General features: G+C 61.1%; 22 protein-coding genes. All 22 read left to right on the top strand.

The features are described 5' to 3' along the window. The first annotated feature begins 3 nt into the window (after window positions 1–3). The 22 genes from nusG (at window position 4) to rpsQ (ending at window position 21376) form a co-directional block, all read left to right on the top strand. Window positions 4–537, top strand: a complete 534-nt coding sequence (gene nusG, locus QZZ02_RS11275) for a transcription termination/antitermination protein NusG (protein ID WP_291844557.1) — start codon at window positions 4–6, stop codon at window positions 535–537. A 98-nt stretch (window positions 538–635) separates the two neighbouring features. Continuing rightward, window positions 636–1064 carry a 50S ribosomal protein L11 gene (gene rplK / locus QZZ02_RS11270; RefSeq protein ID WP_291844556.1) on the top strand — a complete coding sequence of 143 codons (429 nt, stop codon included), beginning with the start codon at window positions 636–638 and terminating at the stop codon, window positions 1062–1064. A 4-nt stretch (window positions 1065–1068) separates the two neighbouring features. Beyond that, a complete protein-coding gene (rplA, locus tag QZZ02_RS11265) occupies window positions 1069–1767 on the top strand; it encodes a 50S ribosomal protein L1 (protein ID WP_291844554.1) in 699 nt (232 codons plus the stop codon). 303 nt (window positions 1768–2070) lie between these two features. Further along, window positions 2071–2586, top strand: coding sequence for a 50S ribosomal protein L10 (rplJ, locus tag QZZ02_RS11260; protein WP_291844553.1), 516 nt, complete (start codon window positions 2071–2073; stop codon window positions 2584–2586). 57 nt (window positions 2587–2643) lie between these two features. Next, complete coding sequence (rplL, locus tag QZZ02_RS11255) at window positions 2644–3015, top strand: 50S ribosomal protein L7/L12 (protein WP_291844552.1); 372 nt, start codon at window positions 2644–2646, stop codon at window positions 3013–3015. Window positions 3016–3228: 213 nt separating this feature from the next. Beyond that, the gene (rpoB, locus tag QZZ02_RS11250) at window positions 3229–7302 is read left to right on the top strand and encodes a DNA-directed RNA polymerase subunit beta (protein WP_291844551.1); all 4074 of its coding nucleotides are present in this window, start codon (window positions 3229–3231) and stop codon (window positions 7300–7302) included. A 65-nt stretch (window positions 7303–7367) separates the two neighbouring features. Then, entirely contained in the window at window positions 7368–11585 is a 4218-nt protein-coding gene (rpoC, locus tag QZZ02_RS11245) for a DNA-directed RNA polymerase subunit beta' (protein ID WP_291844550.1), read from the top strand. A 328-nt stretch (window positions 11586–11913) separates the two neighbouring features. Next, window positions 11914–12285 (top strand): 30S ribosomal protein S12, encoded by a 372-nt coding sequence (rpsL, locus tag QZZ02_RS11240; RefSeq protein ID WP_011643738.1) that lies wholly within the window; start codon window positions 11914–11916, stop codon window positions 12283–12285. 11 nt (window positions 12286–12296) lie between these two features. Then, window positions 12297–12767, top strand: a complete 471-nt coding sequence (gene rpsG, locus QZZ02_RS11235) for a 30S ribosomal protein S7 (protein WP_291844548.1) — start codon at window positions 12297–12299, stop codon at window positions 12765–12767. Between the two features lie 40 nt (window positions 12768–12807). Further along, entirely contained in the window at window positions 12808–14883 is a 2076-nt protein-coding gene (gene fusA, locus QZZ02_RS11230) for an elongation factor G (protein WP_291844546.1), read from the top strand. A gap of 53 nt (window positions 14884–14936) precedes the next feature. Next, window positions 14937–16127: an elongation factor Tu gene (tuf, locus tag QZZ02_RS11225; protein ID WP_291844543.1), complete on the top strand. Its 1191-nt coding sequence runs from the start codon at window positions 14937–14939 to the stop codon at window positions 16125–16127. An 81-nt stretch (window positions 16128–16208) separates the two neighbouring features. Then, window positions 16209–16523 carry a 30S ribosomal protein S10 gene (rpsJ, locus tag QZZ02_RS11220; RefSeq protein WP_011643734.1) on the top strand — a complete coding sequence of 105 codons (315 nt, stop codon included), beginning with the start codon at window positions 16209–16211 and terminating at the stop codon, window positions 16521–16523. Between the two features lie 4 nt (window positions 16524–16527). Beyond that, window positions 16528–17334, top strand: a complete 807-nt coding sequence (rplC, locus tag QZZ02_RS11215; RefSeq protein ID WP_366511530.1) for a 50S ribosomal protein L3 — start codon at window positions 16528–16530, stop codon at window positions 17332–17334. Continuing rightward, window positions 17331–17966: a 50S ribosomal protein L4 gene (gene rplD, locus QZZ02_RS11210; protein WP_291844541.1), complete on the top strand. Its 636-nt coding sequence runs from the start codon at window positions 17331–17333 to the stop codon at window positions 17964–17966. Before rplC ends, rplD begins: the two co-directional genes overlap by 4 nt. 1 nt (window position 17967) lies before the next feature. After that, the gene (locus QZZ02_RS11205; protein ID WP_291844539.1) at window positions 17968–18264 is read left to right on the top strand and encodes a 50S ribosomal protein L23; all 297 of its coding nucleotides are present in this window, start codon (window positions 17968–17970) and stop codon (window positions 18262–18264) included. Window position 18265: 1 nt separating this feature from the next. Continuing rightward, complete coding sequence (gene rplB, locus QZZ02_RS11200) at window positions 18266–19102, top strand: 50S ribosomal protein L2 (RefSeq protein ID WP_075190873.1); 837 nt, start codon at window positions 18266–18268, stop codon at window positions 19100–19102. Between the two features lie 10 nt (window positions 19103–19112). Beyond that, complete coding sequence (gene rpsS, locus QZZ02_RS11195; protein ID WP_011643729.1) at window positions 19113–19391, top strand: 30S ribosomal protein S19; 279 nt, start codon at window positions 19113–19115, stop codon at window positions 19389–19391. 3 nt (window positions 19392–19394) lie between these two features. Continuing rightward, window positions 19395–19775: a 50S ribosomal protein L22 gene (gene rplV / locus QZZ02_RS11190; protein WP_291844534.1), complete on the top strand. Its 381-nt coding sequence runs from the start codon at window positions 19395–19397 to the stop codon at window positions 19773–19775. After that, window positions 19775–20479, top strand: a complete 705-nt coding sequence (gene rpsC, locus QZZ02_RS11185) for a 30S ribosomal protein S3 (RefSeq protein WP_291844532.1) — start codon at window positions 19775–19777, stop codon at window positions 20477–20479. The genes rplV and rpsC overlap by 1 nt, the downstream gene beginning before the upstream one ends. A gap of 11 nt (window positions 20480–20490) precedes the next feature. Further along, window positions 20491–20904: a 50S ribosomal protein L16 gene (rplP, locus tag QZZ02_RS11180; RefSeq protein WP_291844528.1), complete on the top strand. Its 414-nt coding sequence runs from the start codon at window positions 20491–20493 to the stop codon at window positions 20902–20904. Between the two features lie 11 nt (window positions 20905–20915). Then, window positions 20916–21137 (top strand): 50S ribosomal protein L29, encoded by a 222-nt coding sequence (rpmC, locus tag QZZ02_RS11175; protein ID WP_291844525.1) that lies wholly within the window; start codon window positions 20916–20918, stop codon window positions 21135–21137. A gap of 2 nt (window positions 21138–21139) precedes the next feature. Beyond that, window positions 21140–21376 carry a 30S ribosomal protein S17 gene (gene rpsQ / locus QZZ02_RS11170; RefSeq protein WP_047162728.1) on the top strand — a complete coding sequence of 79 codons (237 nt, stop codon included), beginning with the start codon at window positions 21140–21142 and terminating at the stop codon, window positions 21374–21376. Window positions 21377–21410 lie beyond the last annotated feature (34 nt).

The raw sequence follows: 21410 nt of genomic DNA, 5'->3' as shown, positions 1-21410 counted from the left end.
TGTATGTCTGCCAAATGGTACATCGTGCATGCCTATTCGAACTTCGAAAAGAAGGTCGCTGACGCGATCCGCATCGAAGCGTCGATCCAGGGCCTGGAAGACAAGTTCGAAGAGATCCTGGTTCCGACCGAGGATGTCGTTGAGGTTCGCAAGGGTCGCAAGATCAATGCTGAGCGCAAGTATTTCCCCGGTTATGTCCTCGTGAAGATGGACATGACGGACCAGGCCTATCACCTCGTCACCTCGACCCCGAAAGTCACCGGCTTTCTCGGTTCGGGCAAGAAGCCGATCCCGGTTTCCGAGAATGAGGTCAAGCGGATCCTTGGCCAGATGGAAGAGGATGCGGAACGTCCGCGCCCGACCGTCAGCTACGAGATCGGCGAAACCGTCAATGTCATCGACGGTCACTTCCAGAGCTTCAACGGTGTTGTCGAGGAAGTGGACGACGAACATGGCCGCCTGAAGGTTGCCATCAACATCTTCGGCCGGGCCACCCCGGTCGAGCTCGAATACGCTCAGGTCGAAAAGATCCAGTAGCGTGTAACTGCGGGAGATGCCGGCACCAAGTCCATGCCGGGTCGTACCGCAAACCCCCGAAGGCGCGATGGACGCGTCTTTAATTATGGAGTGGGAACATGGCCAAGAAAATTGCCGGCTATATCAAGCTGCAAGTGCCTGCTGGCGCTGCAAACCCGTCCCCGCCGATCGGCCCGGCCCTGGGTCAGCGCGGCGTGAACATCATGGAATTCTGCAAGGCCTTCAACGCGAAGACCCAGGAGATGGAAAAAGGGATGCCGATCCCGACGACCATCACCGTCTTCTCCGACAAGTCCTTCACCTTCGTCACGGCGACCCCGCCGGCCAGCTTCTACCTGAAGAAAGCCGCGAAGATCCAAAAAGGGTCGAGCACGCCGAGCCAGTCGATCGCCGGTACGGTCTCGCTGGGTCAGTGCCGCGAGATTGCTGAAGCGAAATTCGCCGACCTCAATGCGAACGACCTCGACCAGGCGACGAAGATCATCGCCGGTTCCGCCCGTTCCATGGGCCTGCAGGTGACGGAGTAAGATCATGGCTAAACTCGGAAAACGCCTCTCGGCTGCGCGCGAGACCTTTGATCGCGACACGCTGTACACGATCGACGATGCCGTCGCTCACGTGAAAACCAATGCCAAGGCCAAGTTCGATGAGACCATCGAGCTCGCCATCAATCTGGGTGTTGACCCGCGCCATGCCGACCAGATGGTCCGCGGCGTCTGCAACCTGCCGAACGGCACGGGCCGCTCGGTCCGGGTTGCTGTCTTCGCAAAGGGCCCGAAGGCTGAAGAGGCCACCAAGGCCGGCGCCGACGTTGTCGGTGCGGAAGACCTGATGGAGCAGATCCTCGGCGGCAACATCAATTTCGACAAGGTCATCGCGACCCCGGACATGATGCCGCTGGTCGGTCGTCTCGGTAAGGTGCTCGGCCCGCGCGGCATGATGCCGAACCCGAAGGTCGGCACGGTCACCATGGATGTCACCAAGGCTGTTGCCGCTTCCAAGGGCGGTGCTGTCGAGTTCCGCGTCGAGAAGGCCGGTATCATTCACGCCGGTGTCGGCAAGGCGAGCTTCACCGAAGCCGCGCTGGCCGAGAACATCCGGGCGCTGGTTGACGCGATCGTGAAAGCCAAGCCGTCGGGCGCCAAGGGCACCTATGTACGCCGGATTGCCCTGTCTTCGACGATGGGTCCCGGTGTCAAAATCGATACGTCTGGCGCCTTTTCGGCGTAAAAGACTTGAGTTTCAGCCCGGACCGGATTATCCGGCCGGGCTGTTCCGGTCCGATTCACGCGTTGTGTGAGTGGGGCCGGCCTGTCCGAGATCACAGGGAGAGGGCCGAAAGGTGCCTCTTTAATCCAATTCGGGCCCTGCGTGAGACAGAGCGAGATCGATCTGGCCTTGTTTGAGGTCTGTCGGTTCAAGCCCTGGGACAGGACGCGTCATGACGGCGTCCAGCCCGCAAGGGGGAAGACGCAGTGATGGCGTTTTCACCGAGCCGTCCACGGTGGACGGTTCAAACAGGGAGTCCGCAAAATGGATCGCAATCAAAAAGAAGCGACCGTTGAAGAGCTGAATGGCGTCTTCACGGATGCTGGATCCGTGGTAATTGCCCAGTATACGGGCATGACCGTTGCGGAAATGACGGGACTGCGCGCCAAGCTCCGCGAGCTGGGTGGCACGTTCAGGGTGGTGCGTAACCGCCTCGCCAAAATCGCACTGCAAGGCAAGCCGGGTGAGGGCGCCGCTGACCTGTTCACAGGTCCGGTGGCAATCGCTTACTCGGAAGACTTTGTGGCCGCGCCCAAGGTGATGACCGAGTACGCCAAGGATAACAAGAAGCTCGTCATTCTCGGCGGTTTCATGGAAGAGGATGTGTTCGACGCCGCCGGCATCGAAACGCTCTCCAAGATGCCGTCCCGCGAAGAGCTTATTGCCACCATCTCGGCCCGCCTCATGGGGCAGGCTTCCCAGGTCGCCCAGCGCCTCATGGCACCGGGTCAAGGTCTGGCGGGGGCAATCGATGTCATCCGCGAGAAGGCCGACGCCTGATCACGTCATTCTCCGCTTTCGAACTGACACACTGAACACCGACAAGGAATTGAACAAATGGCTGATGTAGCTAAACTCTGCGACGAACTTCTCGCCCTCACCATCCTTGAAGCCAAGGAACTCAACGATCTTCTCGAAGAAAAAGGCATCAAGGCAGCTGCTGCTGTCGCCGTTGCCGGTCCGGCCGGCGGTGGCGATGCCCCGGCTGCTGAAGAGCAGACGGAATTCGACGTGATCCTCACCGGCGCCGGTGACAAGAAGATCAACGTCATCAAGGAAGTCCGCGCCATCACTGGCCTGGGCCTCAAGGAAGCCAAGGACCTGGTCGAAGGCGCTCCGAAAGCTGTCAAGGAAGCCGCGTCCAAGGCCGAGGCCGAAGACATCAAGGCCAAGCTGGAAGCCGCTGGCGCCAGCGTTGAGCTGAAATAGTCTCGCTTCGGCGTGACTGACACGGTGCTACGGGCGCGTGGGGCAATCCTGCGCGTCCGTTAGCCCGTCTTTGGAATACCCGATCCTGCCGCTGTCGTTCCAGGCGGGATTGTTGACTGGTTCGGGCCGTAAAACGCCTGATCCGACCGGAGCGGCGCCGCGGGGGCGATCCCCGCATCAAAATGCGCAGTGCTGTCTGCGAAGGGAGCCGACATGGGTCTGTCGTTCACCGGCAAAAAGCGGATTCGCAAGTCTTTCGGACGTATTCCGGAAACTGTTGCGATGCCGAATCTCATCGAAGTCCAGAAGAGCTCATACGAGCACTTCCTGATGAAAGAGGTGCCTGCCGCCGAGCGCGACGACACCGGCATGCAGGCGGTCTTCAAGTCCGTCTTCCCGGTCAAGGATTTCGCCGAACGGGCTGTCCTCGACTTCGTTTCCTACGAATTCGAAGCGCCGAAGTTCGACGTGGAAGAGTGCCAGCAGCGCGACATGACGTTCGCCGCGCCACTCAAGGTGAAAATGCGTCTCATCGTGTTTGATGTGGACGAGGAAACCGGCGCCCGCTCGGTCAAGGACATCAAGGAGCAGGATGTCTACATGGGCGATATCCCGCTCATGACGGACAAGGGCACCTTCGTCGTCAACGGTACCGAGCGCGTGATCGTCTCCCAGATGCACCGGTCTCCGGGCGTCTTCTTCGATCATGACCGTGGCAAGACCCATGCCTCGGGCAAGTATCTGTTCGCCGCCCGCATCATTCCGTATCGCGGTTCCTGGCTCGATTTCGAGTTCGATGCCAAGGACGTCGTCCACATGCGTCTCGACCGTCGCCGCAAGCTGCCGGCGACGACGCTCCTGTATGCGCTTGGCCTGGACAAGGAAGAGATCCTCTCGACCTTCTATTCCACGGTCACCTACAAGAGCTCCAAGAAGGGCTGGACGGTTCCGTATGTGAAGGAACGCTGGCGCGGTGTGAAGCCGGTGCGCGATCTGGTCGACGCCAAGACGGGCGACATCATCGCCCCGGCCGGCAAGAAAATCTCCGCCCGTGCCGCCAACAAGTTTGCCGAAGACGGGCTGGCCGCCCTGCTGGTTTCCGACGAGCACCTGCTCGGCGGATATCTGGCGGATGACATGGTCAATGTCGAAACCGGTGAGATCTTCGCCGAGGCCGGCGATGAAATGAGCGAGGAAATCCTCGAGACGCTGAAGAATACCGGCGTCAAGGAACTCAACCTGCTCGACATCGATCCGGCGACCGGCGTGGGTCCCTATATCCGTGCGACCCTCGCGGCCGACAAGAATGACAGCCGTGAGCAGGCGCTGGTGGATATCTACCGCGTCATGCGTCCGGGTGAGCCGCCGACGGCGGAAACCGCGGAAGCCATGTTCCAGGGCCTGTTCTTCGATCCGGAACGCTATGATCTCTCGGCCGTCGGTCGCGTGAAAATGAACATGCGTCTCGACCTGGATGCGCCGGATGACATGCGCACACTGCGCAAGGAAGACATTCTGGCGGTCCTCAAGACGCTGGTCGACCTGCGCGATGGCCGTGGTGAAATCGACGATATCGACAATCTCGGCAACCGCCGTGTGCGTTCGGTCGGCGAGCTGATGGAAAACCAGTACCGCATCGGTCTCTTGCGCATGGAGCGCGCGATCAAGGAGCGCATGTCCTCGGTCGATATCGAGACGGTCATGCCGCACGACCTGGTGAACGCCAAGCCGGCTGCGGCTGCGGTGCGTGAATTCTTCGGCTCCTCGCAGCTGTCGCAATTCATGGACCAGACCAACCCGCTGTCGGAAGTCACCCACAAGCGTCGTCTCTCGGCGCTTGGCCCGGGTGGTCTGACCCGCGAGCGTGCCGGTTTCGAAGTCCGCGACGTGCACCCGACCCATTACGGCCGGATCTGCCCGATCGAGACGCCGGAAGGGCCGAATATCGGCCTGATCAACTCGCTGTCCACCTTCGCCCGCGTCAACAAGTACGGTTTCATCGAGAGCCCGTATCGCAAGGTCGAGAACGGCAAGCTGACCGACCAGGTGGACTATCTCTCGGCCATGCAGGAGTCGCGCTACGCGATCGCCCAGGCGAACGCGCATGTCAGCGAGAATGGCGAGCTTGACAATGAGTTCGTCAATTGCCGCATCGCCGGTGATGTGACGCTCGTGCCGCGCGAGGATGTGGAATATATCGACGTGTCGCCGAAACAGGTTGTTTCGGTCGCTGCCGCGCTCATTCCCTTCCTTGAAAACGATGACGCCAACCGCGCCCTGATGGGCTCGAACATGCAACGCCAGGCCGTTCCGCTCGTGAAGGCGGAAGCACCGCTCGTCGGCACCGGCATGGAAAGCATTGTGGCGCGCGATTCCGGTGCGGCGATCGCCGCCCGCCGGACCGGTGTGATCGAACAGGTCGATGCGACCCGTATCGTCATCCGGGCGACGGAAGATCTCGATGCCGCCAAGTCGGGCGTCGACATCTACCGCCTCGCGAAATTCCAGCGATCGAACCAGTCGACCTGTATCAACCAGCGCCCGATCGTGCGCGTGGGTGACCAGGTCCATGCCGGTGACATCATTGCTGACGGCCCGTCAACCGATCTCGGCGAGCTCGCTCTCGGCCGGAATGTGGTCGTCGCCTTCATGCCGTGGAATGGCTATAATTTCGAGGACTCGATCCTGATCTCCGAGCGCATCGTGCGCGACGACGTCTTCACCTCCATCCACCTTGAAGAGTTCGAGATTGCGGCCCGTGACACCAAGCTCGGCCCGGAAGAGATCACCCGTGACATCCCGAATGTCGGCGAGGAGGCCCTGCGCAATCTCGACGAAGCCGGTATTGTTGCGGTTGGTGCGGAAGTCGCTGCCGGCGACATTCTTGTCGGCAAGGTGACGCCGAAGGGCGAGAGCCCGATGACGCCGGAAGAAAAGCTTCTGCGCGCCATCTTCGGCGAGAAGGCGTCCGACGTTCGCGATACCTCGCTCCGCATGCCGTCCGGTGCCACCGGTACGGTCGTGGAAGTTCGCGTCTTCAACCGTCATGGTGTCGACAAGGACGAGCGCGCGATCTCCATCGAGCGTGAAGAGATCGAACGTCTCGGCAAGGACCGGGATGACGAGCTCGCCATTCTCGAGCGCAATATCTACCAGCGTCTCGGCGATCTCCTGCTCGGCAAGACGGCGGTCTCCGGACCGCGCGGCTTTGCCAAGGGCCCGGTGACCCAGGATTCGCTCGACGAGACCCCGCGCAGCGGCTGGTGGCGCATCGGCCTCGACGATGAAAAGGCCATGGCCGAAGTCGAAGCCCTGCAAAAGCAGTATGACGATAGCAAGGCCCGCCTCGACCGTCGTTTCGAGGACAAGGTCGACAAGCTTCAGCGTGGCGATGAAATGCCGCCGGGCGTGATGAAGATGGTCAAGGTCTTCGTGGCCGTGAAGCGCAAGCTTCAGCCGGGCGACAAGATGGCCGGCCGTCACGGCAACAAGGGTGTCATCTCCAAGATCAACCCGATCGAGGACATGCCCTTCCTGGCCAATGGCGAAGCGGTGGACATCGTCCTCAACCCGCTCGGCGTGCCGTCGCGCATGAATGTCGGCCAGATCCTGGAAACCCATCTGGGCTGGGCCTGCCGCGGTCTCGGCAAGCAGATCGGCGAGGCTTACGAGGCCTATCAGCGTGATGGCAGCACGGCCGGTCTCCGGTCCGAGCTGGATCGGGTCTATGAAGGCGATGAATTGCCGGAAACCGATGCCGACATTGCCGAGCTGGGCCGTAACCTGTCCAACGGCGTGCCGATCGCGACCCCGGTCTTCGACGGTGCCCGTGAGCCTGATGTGGCGCATTGGCTGGAGAAGGCGGGCTTCGATCCGTCCGGCCAGTCGACGCTCTATGACGGTCAGACCGGTGAACCTTTCCGCCGCAAGGTGACGGTGGGTGTGAAGCACCTGCTGAAACTGCACCACCTGGTGGACGACAAGATCCACGCCCGTTCCATCGGCCCGTACAGCCTTGTGACCCAGCAGCCGCTGGGTGGTAAGGCCCAGTTCGGTGGCCAGCGCTTCGGCGAGATGGAAGTGTGGGCGCTGGAAGCTTACGGTGCAGCTTACACGCTGCAGGAAATGCTGACGGTGAAGTCGGATGACGTGGCCGGCCGGACCAAGGTCTATGAGGCCATTGTCCGCGGTGACGACACCTTCGAAGCCGGCATTCCGGAAAGCTTCAACGTGCTTGTCAAGGAAATGCGTTCGCTCGGCCTCAACGTCGAACTGAAGAACGGCTAAGGCTGAACCATATTTTGCGGGGCAGGGCTTCCCTGTCCCGCTTGCCCCTTTTGGGAGACGGCGACATGAATCACGACGTCATGAACATCTTCAATCCGGCTGCCGAAGGCCCGTCCTTCGACCGGATCCGCATTGCCCTGGCCAGCCCGGAGAAAATCCACTCCTGGTCCTTCGGCGAAGTGAAAAAACCCGAGACCATCAACTACCGGACCTTCAAGCCGGAGCGCGACGGTCTGTTCTGCGCCCGCATCTTCGGGCCGGTGAAAGACTATGAGTGCCTGTGCGGCAAGTACAAGCGCATCAAGTACAAGGGCATCGTCTGCGAGAAGTGCGGCGTTGAAGTCACCCTGGCCCGCGTCCGTCGCGAGCGCATGGGTCACATCGAGCTGGCTGCTCCGGTCGCCCACATCTGGTTCCTGAAGTCGCTGCCGTCGCGGATCGCCATGATCCTCGACATGGCGCTGAAGGATGTCGAACGTGTTCTCTACTTCGAGAATTATGTCGTCATTGAACCGGGCCTGACCCCGCTCCAGCCGTTCCAGCTGCTCTCGGAAGAAGAGTATATGGAAGCGCAGGACGAATATGGCGAAGACGCCTTCACGGCCGGCATCGGCGCTGAAGCGGTCCGCGAAATCCTCATCAACATGGATCTGGAAGCCGAGTGCGCCAAGGTCCGTGAGGACATGAAGGAAACCGGCTCCGAGCTGAAGCTGAAGAAGTATGCCAAGCGTCTCAAGCTGATGGAAAACTTCCAGTCTTCGGGCAATCGCCCGGAGTGGATGATCATGACCGTCATTCCGGTCATTCCGCCGGAACTGCGTCCGCTCGTGCCGCTTGATGGCGGCCGTTTCGCGACGTCGGATCTCAATGATCTCTATCGCCGCGTCATCAACCGCAACAACCGCCTCAAGCGCCTGATCGAATTGCGCGCGCCGGACATCATCATCCGCAACGAAAAGCGGATGCTGCAGGAATCCGTCGATGCCCTGTTCGACAATGGCCGTCGCGGCCGCGTCATCACCGGTGCCAACAAGCGCCCGCTGAAGTCGCTGTCCGACATGCTCAAGGGCAAGCAGGGTCGCTTCCGGCAGAACCTGCTCGGCAAGCGCGTCGACTATTCCGGCCGTTCGGTCATCGTTGTTGGTCCCGATCTCAAACTGCACGAGTGCGGCCTGCCCAAGAAGATGGCGCTCGAGCTGTTCAAGCCCTTCATCTATGCGCGTCTCGACGCCAAGGGCCTGTCCGGCACGGTCAAGCAATCCAAGAAGCTGGTCGAGAAAGAGCGTCCGGAAGTCTGGGACGTGCTCGACGAGGTCATCCGCGAGCACCCGGTCATGCTGAACCGGGCGCCGACGCTGCACCGTCTCGGCATCCAGGCATTTGAGCCGAAGCTGATCGAAGGCAAGGCCATCCAGCTTCACCCGCTCGTCTGTGCGGCCTTCAACGCCGACTTCGACGGCGACCAGATGGCTGTTCACGTGCCACTCTCGCTGGAAGCCCAGCTGGAAGCGCGCACGCTGATGATGTCGACCAACAACATCCTCTCGCCGGCCAATGGCAAGCCGATCATCGTGCCGTCGCAGGATATCGTGCTGGGCCTGTACTACCTGTCCATCGCAAAGGACAAGGAGCCGGGTGAGGGCATGGCCTTCGGCAGCCGGGCCGAGCTGGAAGCGGCTCTGGAGTCGGACGTCGTCACCCTGCACACCAAGATCAAGGCGCGTTGGGAAGGCATTGATGTCGAAGGCAATCCGATCACCAAGGTGATCGAGACCACGCCAGGCCGGAAGATGATTGTCGATCTTCTGCCCAAGCACGCGAAAATGCAGCCCGAGCTCATTGGCGAGCTCCTGACCAAGAAGGCCATCGGTGGTCTGATCGATCAGGTCTATCGCCACTGCGGCCAGAAGGCGACGGTCATCTTCTGTGACCAGATCATGGGCCTCGGCTTCAAGGAAGCGGCCAAGGCCGGCATTTCCTTCGGCAAGGACGACATGCTGATCCCGGACGCCAAGGCCGACCTGGTCGGGGCGACCCGCGACATGGTGTCGGACTATGAGCAGCAATATGTCGACGGTCTGATCACCAAGGGTGAGAAGTACAACAAGGTCGTTGATGCCTGGGCCAAGTGTACGGACAACGTCGCTGACGCCATGATGGACGAGATTTCCAAGACGACGATCGGCGCCGATGGCCGGACGTCGGAAGTGAACTCGGTCTACATGATGGCCCACTCCGGTGCTCGGGGTTCCAAGAACCAGATGAAGCAGCTGGCCGGCATGCGCGGCCTGATGGCCAAGCCGTCCGGCGAGATCATCGAGACGCCGATCATCTCGAACTTCAAGGAAGGCCTGACCGTCCTTGAATACTTCAACTCTACCCACGGCGCCCGCAAGGGTCTGGCCGACACCGCCCTGAAGACGGCCAACTCGGGTTACCTGACCCGCCGTCTCGTCGATGTCGCCCAGGACTGCATCATCACCGAGGAAGATTGCGGCACCTCCGAGTGCTTCGAGATTTCCGCGGTTGTTGATGGCGGTGATGTCGTTGTGTCGCTGGAACAGCGCATCCTTGGCCGGACCCTGGCCCAGGAAGTCAAGGATCCGGCGACCGGCGAAGTGATCTGTGCGGCCGACACCTATATCGACGAAGACCTCGCCCTGGCGATCGAGATGGCCGGCGTCCAGTCTGTCTGGGCCCGTTCGCCCCTGACCTGTGAGACCCGCGTCGGTGTCTGTGCGACCTGTTATGGTCGCGACCTGGCCCGCGGTACCCGCGTCAATATCGGTGAAGCTGTCGGCGTTATCGCCGCCCAGTCGATCGGTGAGCCGGGCACCCAGCTGACGATGCGGACCTTCCACATCGGCGGTACGGCCCAGGTCTCCGAGCAGTCCTTCATCGAAGCCGGTTCGGAAGGTCATGTGACCTTCAAGAACCCGTCGACCGTGACCAATTCCGACGGCGATCTCATCGCCCTGTCGCGCAACATGCAGCTGCTCATCGTCGACAGCGAAGGCAAGGAGCGCGAGAGCTACAAGCTGGGCTACGGCACCAAGCTGAAGGTCAAGGAAGGCGACAAGACCGTCCGCGGCCAGCGTCTGGGCGAGTGGGACCCGTATACGGCCCCGGTCGTCTCGGAAGTCGGCGGCAAGGTCAAATTCGTCGACATCGCCGAAGGCGTGTCGGTGAAGGAAGAGACCGATGAAGCCACCGGTATCGCCTCTAAGGTGGTCATCGACTGGCGCGGTTCGGCCAAGGCCAACGCCCTGCAGCCGACGATTGTCGTGCAGGACGAGAATGGCGAGCCGATCAAGCTCTCCTCCGGTTCCACGGCCAGCTACATGCTCGCCGTTGGCGCCATCCTCTCGGTCGCCGATGGCGATACGGTTCGTCCGGGTGACATCGTCGCCCGTATCCCGACCGAAGGCGCCAAGACCCGGGACATCACCGGTGGTCTGCCGCGCGTTGCGGAACTGTTCGAAGCCCGTCGTCCCAAGGATCACGCCGTCATCGCCGAGATCACGGGGCGGGTCGAGTTCGGCCGCGACTACAAGAACAAGCGCCGTATCGCGATTGTTCCGGAGGGCGATGATGCCGAGAAGGTCGAATACCTGGTTCCCAAGGGCAAGCACCTGACCTGCCAGGAAGGCGATGTGATCCAGAAGGGCGAATACCTGCTCGACGGTCACCCCGCGCCGCACGACATCCTGGCGATCCTGGGCGTCCCGGCCCTGGCCAACTACCTGATCGACGAGATCCAGGAGGTCTACCGACTGCAGGGCGTGCCGATCAACGACAAGCACATCGAAACGATCGTTCGCCAGATGCTGCAGAAGATCGAGGTCAAGGATCCGGGTGACAGCACCTATCTGGCCGCTGAACAGGTCGACAAGATCGAGTTCATCGAGACCAATGAGCGTCTCGAGGCCGAGGGCAAGCGCATGGCGACCGGTGACCCTGTCCTGCTGGGTATCACCAAGGCCTCGCTGCAGACCCGCTCCTTCATCTCGGCGGCCTCCTTCCAGGAAACCACCCGCGTCCTCACCGAGGCGGCGGTCCAGGGCAAGGAAGACACGCTCGAGGGGCTCAAGGAGAATGTCATTGTCGGTCGCCTGATTCCCGCCGGCACCGGCTCCATCATGCGCCAGTACCAGGCCATCGCTGATGATCTGGATGCGGACATGCTCGCCGAGCGCGAAGCGGCGGTCGAGGCAGAGGGTCTTCCGACCGAAATTGCCGAGGCAGCTGCTGAGGAAATGGCGGCTGAAGAGGGCGCGAACTAGCTCAATTCAGGGGCGATATCCCTGTAATGACAAAGAAAAGGCCGCCGGGAGACCGGCGGCCTTTTTGTATCGGCTGATACTGGGCCGGGGCGCCTCAGAAAACCTCTGAACAAGCGCTTGACGAATGCGAGTCGCGTGCGTAGTTTCCGCGCTCGTTTGAAGGACGGGCCGTAACCCACGCGGTTAGACGTCGTCCACGGTAACGGAAAAACCCCTGACGCCGCCGTGCGAGCCTTGTGTTCGGACGTCGGGGTCATTCTTTGCGTCCATCAGCATTTCAACATGCTGGGGGGCGTGGTTGTTGAGATTAGGAACGGATTAGAGCGGGATGCCAACAATCAACCAGCTCATTCGCAAGCCGCGAAAAGACAAGCCGAAGCGCAACAAGGTGCCGGCCCTGCAGGCTTGCCCGCAGCGCCGTGGTGTCTGCACGCGCGTCTATACCACGACCCCGAAAAAGCCGAACTCGGCCTTGCGGAAAGTCGCCAAAGTGCGTCTGACCAACGGGCACGAAGTTGTGAGCTATATCCCGGGTGAGGGTCACAATTTGCAGGAACACTCAGTTGTCCTTATCCGCGGTGGTCGCGTGAAGGACCTTCCGGGTGTCCGCTATCACATTCTTCGCGGCGTTCTGGATACCCAGGGCGTCAAGGACCGCAAGCAACGCCGTTCGAAATACGGCGCCAAGCGTCCTAAGTAAGGGAGACGTTCATGTCGCGTCGTCACCGCGCAGAGAAACGCGAGATTTTTCCGGACCCCAAGTTCGGAGATCGCGATCTCACCAAGTTCATGAACTACATCATGCTCGACGGCAAAAAATCCGTCGCCGAGCGCATTGTCTATGGCGCTCTCGAGATTGTCGAAGAGAAGCTGAAGCGCGAGCCGATCCGCGTCTTCCACGATGCCCTGGACAATGTGGCCCCTGAGGTCGAGGTCCGCTCCCGCCGCGTTGGTGGTGCGACCTATCAGGTGCCCGTTGAAGTCCGCGCCGAGCGCAAGAAAGCCCTGGCCATTCGCTGGCTGACGGGTGCTGCGCGCGGCCGCAATGAAAACACGATGCGCGAGCGTCTTGCTGCTGAAATGATGGATGCTGCCGCCAATCGCGGTACCGCCGTCAAGAAGCGTGAAGACACGCACCGGATGGCGGAAGCCAACCGCGCCTTCTCGCACTACCGCTGGTAACCCCTTACAGGCTCTGACCCGTACCAAGGACCCGATACAAATGGCCCGCGACTACAAAATCGAGGACTACCGCAATTTCGGCATCATGGCTCACATCGATGCCGGGAAGACGACGACGACCGAGCGGATCCTCTATTACACCGGCAAGTCCCACAAGATTGGTGAAGTGCACGATGGTGCCGCCACCATGGACTGGATGGAGCAGGAGCAGGAGCGTGGCATCACGATCACCTCGGCTGCGACGACCTGTTTCTGGAACGGCAAGCGCCTGAACATCATCGACACGCCCGGCCACGTCGACTTCACGATCGAAGTCGAGCGTTCGCTGCGTGTTCTCGATGGCGCCGTGTGCTGCCTGGACGCCAATGCCGGTGTTGAGCCGCAGACCGAGACCGTTTGGCGTCAGGCCGACCGGTACAAGGTTCCGCGTATGGTGTTCGTCAACAAGATGGACAAGCTCGGCGCCGATTTTTACAACTGCGTGAAGATGATCGAGGACCGACTCGGCGCCAAGCCGCTGTGCGTCCAGCTGCCGATCGGCTCGGAAACCGAGTTCGAGGGCGTCATCGATCTCCTGATCATGAAGGAACTGGTCTGGAAGGGCGAGGGCCTGGGCGCCGAGTGGGAAGTTCTGGACATTCGTCCTGAGCTCGCCGACAAGGCTGCCGAGTATCGCGAGATGCTGGTCGAGACGGCTGTCGAGCTCGATGAAGCGGCCATGGAAGCGTATCTGGAAGGTGAAGAGCCCTCCATTGACATGCTCAAGTCGCTGATCCGCAAGGGCTGTGTCAGCCTGGCGTTCAATCCGATCCTCTGCGGCACCGCCTTCAAGAACAAGGGCGTCCAGCCCCTGCTCGATGCTGTTGTCGATTTCCTGCCGAACCCGACCGAGGTTCCGGCGATCAAGGGTATCGATTTCAAGACCGAGGAAGAAGTGGTTCGCAAGGCTTCGGACGATGAGCCGACCTCGCTGCTCGCCTTCAAGATCATGAACGATCCCTTTGTCGGCTCGCTGACCTTCTGCCGGATGTATTCCGGTCACCTCGAGACGGGCGGGTCCCTTCTCAACACGGTGAAGGACAAGAAGGAACGCATTGGCCGCATGCTGCAGATGCACTCCAATTCGCGTGAGGACATCAAGGAATGCTTCGCCGGCGATATCGTCGCGATTGCAGGCCTCAAGGACACGACCACGGGTGACACGCTGTGTGATCCGATGAAGCCGGTCATCCTCGAGCGCATGGAATTCCCGGATCCGGTTATCGAGCTGGCCATCGAGCCGAAGTCGAAGGCCGACCAGGAGAAGCTTGGCATCGCCCTGCAGCGCCTGGCTGCCGAGGATCCGTCCTTCCGCATGAAGACGGACGAGGAATCCGGCCAGACCATCATCGCCGGCATGGGTGAGCTTCACCTCGACATTCTCGTCGACCGCATGCGTCGCGAGTTCAAGGTCGAGGCCAATGTTGGCGCGCCGCAGGTGGCGTACCGTGAATCGCTCGGCCAGGCTGGTCTTGTCGACTACACGCACAAGAAGCAGTCCGGCGGTTCGGGCCAGTTCGCCCGCGTCAAGATTGAATTCGCGCCGGGTGAATCCGGTTCGGGCTTCGTCTTTGAGAGCAAGATCGTCGGTGGTTCGGTGCCCAAGGAATATATCCCGGGCGTTGAAAAGGGCCTCAAGTCCGTCATGGATGGCGGCCTGATTGCCGGTTTCCCGGTGATCGACGTCCAGGCCACCCTGGTGGACGGCGCCTATCACGACGTCGACTCCAGTGTTCTCGCCTTCGAGATCGCCGCTCGCGCGGCATTCCGCGAAGCCAAGGCGCATTGTGCCCCGAAGCTTCTCGAGCCGATCATGAAGGTCGAGGTCGTGACGCCTGACGAGTACACCGGTGGTGTCATTGGTGACCTGAACTCCCGTCGGGGTCAGATCGCCGGTCAGGAAATGCGTGGCAACGCCACCGTCGTGAACGCGATGGTGCCGCTTGCGAACATGTTCGGCTACGTCAACAACCTGCGGTCTGCGACCCAGGGCCGGGCGCAGTTCACGATGCTTTTCGATCACTACGAGGCGGTACCCAAGGCCGTCGAACAAGAAGTCATCGCCAAGTCCGCCTAAGCGGACCTCTGGTCACAGTAAAACAACGAACACACGGATTTCGGAGCGAGATCATGGCGAAGGAAAAGTTTGAGCGCACCAAGCCGCACGCGAACATCGGCACGATTGGTCACGTTGACCATGGCAAGACGACGCTGACGGCTGCGATCACGATGGTACTGGCGGAATCATCCGGCGGTGTCGCAAAGGGTTATGACGAGATTGACAGTGCGCCGGAAGAGAAGGCGCGCGGTATCACGATTTCGACGGCTCACGTTGAATACGAGACGGCCAACCGTCACTACGCCCACGTTGATTGCCCGGGCCACGCTGACTATGTGAAGAACATGATCACGGGTGCGGCGCAGATGGACGGCGCTATCCTGGTTGTGAACGCGGCTGACGGCCCGATGCCGCAGACCCGCGAGCACATTCTTCTGGCGCGCCAGGTTGGCGTTCCGGCCCTTGTTGTCTTCCTGAACAAGGTTGACCAGGTTGACGATGAAGAGCTGCTCGAGCTGGTCGAGATGGAAGTTCGCGAACTTCTGTCCTCCTACGAGTTCCCGGGCGACGATCTGCCGATCGTGGCGGGTTCGGCTCTGGCGGCTGTCGAGAAGCGCGACGATCACATCGGCAAGGACAAGATCCTTGAGCTGATGGCGGCTGTCGACGAATACATCCCGACGCCGGAGCGTCCGATCGACCAGCCCTTCCTGATGCCGATCGAGGACGTGTTCTCGATCTCGGGCCGCGGCACGGTTGTGACCGGCCGTATCGAGCGTGGTGTCGTGAAGGTTGGTGAAGAGATCGAAATCGTGGGTGTCCGTGACACCTCGAAGACGACCTGCACCGGCGTTGAAATGTTCCGCAAGCTGCTCGACCAGGGCCAGGCCGGCGACAATGTCGGCGTGCTGCTGCGCGGCGTGGACCGTGAAGGTGTCGAGCGTGGCCAGGTTCTGGCCAAGCCGGGCTCGATCACCCCGCACAAGAAGTTTGTGGCAGAAGCCTATATCCTGACGAAGGAAGAGGGCGGCCGTCACACCCCGTTCTTCACCAATTACCGTCCGCAATTCTACTTCCGCACGACCGACGTCACCGGCGTCGTGACGCTGAACGAAGGCACGGAAATGGTGATGCCGGGCGACAATGTCGAAATGAATGTCGAGCTGATCGTGCCGATCGCCATGGAAGAGAAGCTCCGCTTCGCTATCCGTGAAGGCGGCCGCACCGTCGGCGCCGGCGTCGTCTCGAAAATCATCGAGTAGACTACTCATCCGACCGGGGCGGTGCCGCAGGTATCCGCCCCGGTTTGCTCTTTTTGAAAGTTAAGAAACGGGATCGGTTTGATGGAACGTCAAAACATCCGCATTCGCCTGAAGGCGTTCGATCACCGGGTTCTGGATAATTCCACCCGGGAGATCGTTTCGACAGCCAAGCGCACGGGCGCCAACGTCCGTGGTCCGATTCCGCTGCCGACGCGTATCGAGAAATTCACGGTGCTGCGCTCGCCGCACATCGACAAGAAGTCGCGCGAGCAGTTCGAGATCCGGACGCACAAACGCCTTCTGGACATTGTCGACCCCACTCCGCAAACCGTGGACGCGCTGATGAAGCTCGACCTGTCGGCCGGCGTGGACGTCGAGATCAAGCTGGGAGCGTAGGGTTATGCGCCAGGAAGATCGCAGAACAGGCGTGATTGCCCGCAAGCTGGGCATGACGCGTATTTTCGCCGAAGACGGCTCGCACGTGCCCTGCACGGTGCTGCACATGGACAATGTCCAGGTCGTGTCTCACAAGACCGCCGACCGGGATGGTTATGTCGCACTCCAGCTCGGTGCCGGTGAAGCCAAGGCCAAGCGGACGCCGAAGGCGCTGCGCGGTCACTTCGCCAAGGCCAAGGTTGCGCCCAAGCGCAAGCTGGTCGAATTCCGCGTTGCAGAAGACGCGCTGATCGAAGTCGGCTCCGAGCTGACCGCGGACCACTTCGTCCCCGGCCAGAAAGTGGATGTCGCCGGCATCTCGATTGGTAAGGGTTTTGCAGGTGCCATGAAGCGCCACGGTTTTGGCGGCCTTCGTGCCTCGCACGGTGTGTCAATCTCGCACCGTTCGCATGGTTCGACCGGCCAGTGCCAGGATCCGGGCAAGGTCTTCAAGGGCAAGAAAATGGCCGGTCACATGGGCGCTGTCCGCGTGACCACGCAAAATATCGAAGTCGTCCGTGTTGACGCCGATCGCGGCATCGTCCTGGTCAAGGGCGCTGTGCCCGGCTCGGCGGGCGGCTGGGTCGAGCTGCGTGATGCAATCAAGGGTCATGGCGATAGCGAACTCCCGATCCCGGGCAAGTTCCGCACGCTGGACGAACTGAACGCACCGGCTCAGACCGAAACGGTTGAGAACGAGGCTGCTCCGGCTGACGCCGACAACGCGGCCCCGGAAGCTGCGGCTGACGGTGAAGAAGGAACGCAAGCATGAAGATCGAGGTCAAAACCCTCGCGGCGAAGGACGCCGGTGCCATCGATCTCGACGATGCCGTCTTCGGCATTGAAGAGGTGCGCTCCGACCTCCTGCAGCGTGTTGTGAAGTGGCAGCTGGCCGCCCGTCAGCAAGGCACACACAAGACGCTCGGCCGCTCCGAAATCAATCGGACCAAGAAGCGTTTCGGTCGCCAGAAGGGCGGCGGTACGGCCCGTCACGGTGCCCGTTCTGCGCCGCAATTCGTCGGCGGCGGCAAGGCTCACGGCCCGCGCGTTCGCAGTCACGCCCACGAGCTTCCCAAGAAGGTTCGTGCGCTGGGCCTGCGTCATGCGCTGTCCGCCAAGCTCGGCTCCAAATCGCTCATCATCATCGATGATGCCGCTCTGGATGCGCCGCAGACGAAAGCGCTCCGCGCTTCGTTCCAGGGCCTTGGCATTTCCAATGCCCTGGTCATCTCTGGCACCGAAGTGAACGAGAATTTTGCCAAGGCGGCTCGCAACCTGCCGTGCATCGACGTTCTGCCCGCCCAGGGCCTGAATGTTTATGACGTGCTGCGTCGCGACACCCTGGTGCTGACCAAGGCTGCCGTGGAACAGATCCACGCCCGCCTCAGCGCGAAGGAGGCATAAGATGTCGGCTGCTGCGCGCCATTACGACACGATCCTGAGCCCGGTGATCACCGAGAAGTCCACCCTGCTTTCGGAAGAAAGCAAGGTCGTCTTCTTCGTGCCGCTCTCCGCCAACAAGAAGGAGATCGCGGACGCGGTCGAGTCCCTCTTCAAGGTGAAGGTGACGGCGGTGAACACCATCAAGGTTCACGGCAAGACGAAGCGGTTCCGGGGTATTGCCGGACGCCGCAATGACCAGAAGAAAGCGGTCGTGACTCTCGCAGAGGGTCACTCGATCGACGTGACGACGGGTCTGTAAGATGGCTTTGAAAACATTCAAACCGACCTCTCCGGGCCGCCGTGCCCTCGTGCTGGTGGATCGCTCCGCCCTGCACAAGGGACGCCCTGAGAAGACACTGGTCGAAGGCCTCACCAAAAAAGGTGGGCGCAACAATATGGGCCGTATCACGGCCCGCCGGCGTGGTGGTGGCGCGAAACGCCTCTACCGTCTGGTCGATTTCAAGCGCCGCAAGTGGGACATCCCCGCGACCGTCGAGCGTCTGGAATATGATCCGAACCGGACGGCCTTCATCGCCCTCATCCAGTATGAGGACGGCGAAAAGGCCTACATCCTGGCTCCGCAGCGCCTTTCCGAAGGCGATACGGTCATCGCGTCGGCCAAGGCTGACGTGAAGCCGGGCAATGCCATGCCGCTGAAGGCCGTGCCGGTCGGTACGATCCTTCACAATGTCGAGATGAAGCCGGAGAAGGGTGGTCAGATCGCCCGGTCCGCCGGCGCCTATGTCCAGCTCGTCGGCCGCGATGCCGGCTACGCCCAGATCCGTCTGGCTTCGGGCGAACTGCGCATGGTCTCGGACAAGTGCATGGCGACGGTCGGTGCGGTTTCCAACCCGGACCACCTCAACATCAATCTCGGCAAGGCCGGTCGCAACCGCCATCTTGGCAAGCGTCCGTCTGTTCGCGGTGTTGTCATGAACCCGGTTGATCACCCGCATGGTGGTGGTGAGGGCCGTACCTCTGGTGGTCGCCATCCGGTGACGCCATGGGGCAAGCCGACCAAGGGTGCCAAGACACGCAAGAACAAGTCGACCGACAAGTTCATCATCCGCTCGCGCCACGAGCGCAAGAAGCGATAGGGAGCAGACGATGCCTCGCTCTGTCTGGAAAGGTCCGTTCGTCGACGGCTATCTGCTGAAAAAAGCGGAAAAGTCGCACGAGGGCGGACGCAAGCAAGCGATCAAGACCTGGTCGCGCCGTTCCACCATCATGCCGCAGTTTGTGGGCCTGACATTCCAGGTTCACAACGGCAACAAGTTCGTGCCTGTGCTCGTGACCGAAGACATGGTCGGCCACAAGCTCGGTGAGTTCTCTCCGTCGCGGACCTATTACGGTCACGCTGCGGACAAAAAAGCCAAGCGGAGATAAGCGATGGGACAGTCTACCAATCCCCGTCGCGTCGCTGACAACGAAGCGCGCGCCAAGCTGCGGATGATCCGCATCAGCCCGCAAAAGCTGAACTTGGTTGCCGCGATGATCCGCGGCAAGAAGGTCGAGCGCGCCCTGGCTGACCTGGAATTCTCGCGCAAGCGTATTTCCAAGGACGTCAAGAAAGCGCTCGAATCTGCGATCGCCAACGCCGAGAACAATCACGGCCTGGATATCGACAGCCTCGTCGTGTCGGAAGCCTTCGTCGGCAAGAACCTGGTCATGAAACGCTTTCGGGCCCGTGCACGCGGACGCGGCGCAAAGATCCTGAAGCCGTTTTCCGAGCTCACCATCGTGGTGCGCGAAGTCGAGGAGGCCGCCTGATGGGTCAGAAAGTAAATCCGATCGGTCTGCGCCTTGGCGTCAACCGTACCTGGGAATCCCGCTGGTATGCCGGCGCTGGCGAATACGCCAAGCTGCTGCATGAAGACATCAAGATCCGGAAGATGCTCAAAGAGCGTCTGAAGAATGCCAGCGTGTCGAAAATCGTCATTGAACGCCCGCACAAGAAGTGCCGCGTCACCGTCCACACGGCGCGTCCGGGTGTGGTGATCGGCAAGAAGGGTTCGGACATCGAGACGCTCCGCAAGGAGTTGTCGAAAATGGTCGACGGCGAGGTTTTCCTGAACCTCGTTGAAGTGCGCAAGCCGGAAATCGACGCCACCCTGGTGGCCGAGTCCATCGCCCAGCAACTCGAGCGCCGTGTGGCTTTCCGCCGCGCGATGAAGCGTTCGATGCAGTCGGCGATGCGCATGGGCGCCAAGGGCTGCAAGATCGTCTGCGGCGGTCGTCTCGGTGGTGCGGAAATTGCCCGCACCGAGCAGTATAATGAGGGCTCCGTGCCGCTTCATACGCTGCGCGCCGACATCGACTACGGAACCGCCGAAGCCAAGACCGCGATGGGTATCATCGGCATCAAGGTCTGGATCTACAAAGGCGAAATCATGGAACACGACCCGAATGCCCAGGAGCGCCGTCTCCAGGAGTCGGGTGAGCAGCGCGCCCGTTCGGGCCGCCAAGCCGCGTAAGGAATTCAGCCATGCTGCAACCGAAACGCACGAAATTCCGCAAGGCGCACAAGGGCCGTATCAAGGGTGCTGCGAAGGGTGGCTTTACGCTGAACTTCGGCTCCTACGGTCTCAAGGCGCTTGAGCCGGAACGCGTCACTGCGCGTCAGATCGAAGCGACCCGCCGTGCCATCACCCGCCACATGAAGCGGGCCGGCCGCGTGTGGATCCGCATCTTCCCGGATGTGCCGGTTTCCAAGAAACCGACCGAAGTCCGGATGGGTAAGGGCAAGGGTTCTCCGGAATTCTGGGCCTGCAAGGTCAAGCCGGGCCGCATCATGTTCGAGATCGACGGGGTTCCCGACGCTGTCGCACGTGAGGCCCTGGCGCTCGGCGCTGCCAAGCTGCCGATCAAGACCAAAGTCGTCGCCCGGTTGGGCGAATAGGGAGAGCGGAGATGAGCAAGAAAGAACTTAGCGCCGTCGACGTTCGGGCCATGACCGAAGACCAGCTTAAGGACTCGCTCCTCAAGCTGAAGCAAGAGCAATTCAATCTGCGGTTCCAGCAGGCCTCCGGCCAGATGGAAAATACCGCCCGCTACGCCCAGATCCGCCGCGATGTCGCGCGTATCCGGACCGTTCAAAGCGAGCGCAAGTCGCAGCAAGAGCAAGGGAGCTAGCGATGCCGAAGCGTATCCTGCAAGGCGTCGTGGTAAGTGACAAAGGTGCCAAGACCATCGTGGTGCGTGTGGAACGGACTTTCCTCCACCCGCTGCTGCGCAAGACGGTCCGTCGTACCAAGCGCTACCATGCGCATGACGAAGCCAATGCGTTCAAGGTGGGTGACCAGGTCCAGATTCAGGAATGTGCACCCAAGTCGAAATTGAAGCGGTGGGAGGTGGTCACCGTCGAGGCGTAAGCCCCGCGGAAGGACCCCACCTGTCCTAAGGAGG

The sequence above is a fragment of the Maricaulis sp. genome (genome assembly GCF_015665295.1).
Classification (GTDB): domain Bacteria; phylum Pseudomonadota; class Alphaproteobacteria; order Caulobacterales; family Maricaulaceae; genus Maricaulis.
The sequence above is the reverse complement of the archived record's forward strand: the minus strand, read 5'-3'. Positions and strand labels throughout refer to the sequence as shown.

Excerpts from the sequence above, each read along its gene's own strand:
- rplJ (WP_291844553.1), top strand. The coding sequence starts at position 2,071 with ATGGATCGCAATCAAAAAGAAGCGACCGTTGAAGAGCTGAATGGCGTC.
- rplP (WP_291844528.1), top strand. The coding sequence starts at position 20,491 with ATGCTGCAACCGAAACGCACGAAATTCCGCAAGGCGCACAAGGGCCGT.
- rplV (WP_291844534.1), top strand. The coding sequence starts at position 19,395 with ATGGGACAGTCTACCAATCCCCGTCGCGTCGCTGACAACGAAGCGCGC.
- rplL (WP_291844552.1), top strand. The coding sequence starts at position 2,644 with ATGGCTGATGTAGCTAAACTCTGCGACGAACTTCTCGCCCTCACCATC.
- rpsC (WP_291844532.1), top strand. The coding sequence starts at position 19,775 with ATGGGTCAGAAAGTAAATCCGATCGGTCTGCGCCTTGGCGTCAACCGT.
- rplA (WP_291844554.1), top strand. The coding sequence starts at position 1,069 with ATGGCTAAACTCGGAAAACGCCTCTCGGCTGCGCGCGAGACCTTTGAT.
- rpoC (WP_291844550.1), top strand. The coding sequence starts at position 7,368 with ATGAATCACGACGTCATGAACATCTTCAATCCGGCTGCCGAAGGCCCG.
- rplB (WP_075190873.1), top strand. The coding sequence starts at position 18,266 with ATGGCTTTGAAAACATTCAAACCGACCTCTCCGGGCCGCCGTGCCCTC.
- rpsQ (WP_047162728.1), top strand. The coding sequence starts at position 21,140 with ATGCCGAAGCGTATCCTGCAAGGCGTCGTGGTAAGTGACAAAGGTGCC.
- tuf (WP_291844543.1), top strand. The coding sequence starts at position 14,937 with ATGGCGAAGGAAAAGTTTGAGCGCACCAAGCCGCACGCGAACATCGGC.
- rpsL (WP_011643738.1), top strand. The coding sequence starts at position 11,914 with ATGCCAACAATCAACCAGCTCATTCGCAAGCCGCGAAAAGACAAGCCG.
- rplK (WP_291844556.1), top strand. The coding sequence starts at position 636 with ATGGCCAAGAAAATTGCCGGCTATATCAAGCTGCAAGTGCCTGCTGGC.
- rpoB (WP_291844551.1), top strand. The coding sequence starts at position 3,229 with ATGGGTCTGTCGTTCACCGGCAAAAAGCGGATTCGCAAGTCTTTCGGA.
- rplC (WP_366511530.1), top strand. The coding sequence starts at position 16,528 with ATGCGCCAGGAAGATCGCAGAACAGGCGTGATTGCCCGCAAGCTGGGC.
- QZZ02_RS11205 (WP_291844539.1), top strand. The coding sequence starts at position 17,968 with ATGTCGGCTGCTGCGCGCCATTACGACACGATCCTGAGCCCGGTGATC.
- rpsS (WP_011643729.1), top strand. The coding sequence starts at position 19,113 with ATGCCTCGCTCTGTCTGGAAAGGTCCGTTCGTCGACGGCTATCTGCTG.
- rpsJ (WP_011643734.1), top strand. The coding sequence starts at position 16,209 with ATGGAACGTCAAAACATCCGCATTCGCCTGAAGGCGTTCGATCACCGG.
- nusG (WP_291844557.1), top strand. The coding sequence starts at position 4 with ATGTCTGCCAAATGGTACATCGTGCATGCCTATTCGAACTTCGAAAAG.
- fusA (WP_291844546.1), top strand. The coding sequence starts at position 12,808 with ATGGCCCGCGACTACAAAATCGAGGACTACCGCAATTTCGGCATCATG.
- rplD (WP_291844541.1), top strand. The coding sequence starts at position 17,331 with ATGAAGATCGAGGTCAAAACCCTCGCGGCGAAGGACGCCGGTGCCATC.
- rpsG (WP_291844548.1), top strand. The coding sequence starts at position 12,297 with ATGTCGCGTCGTCACCGCGCAGAGAAACGCGAGATTTTTCCGGACCCC.
- rpmC (WP_291844525.1), top strand. The coding sequence starts at position 20,916 with ATGAGCAAGAAAGAACTTAGCGCCGTCGACGTTCGGGCCATGACCGAA.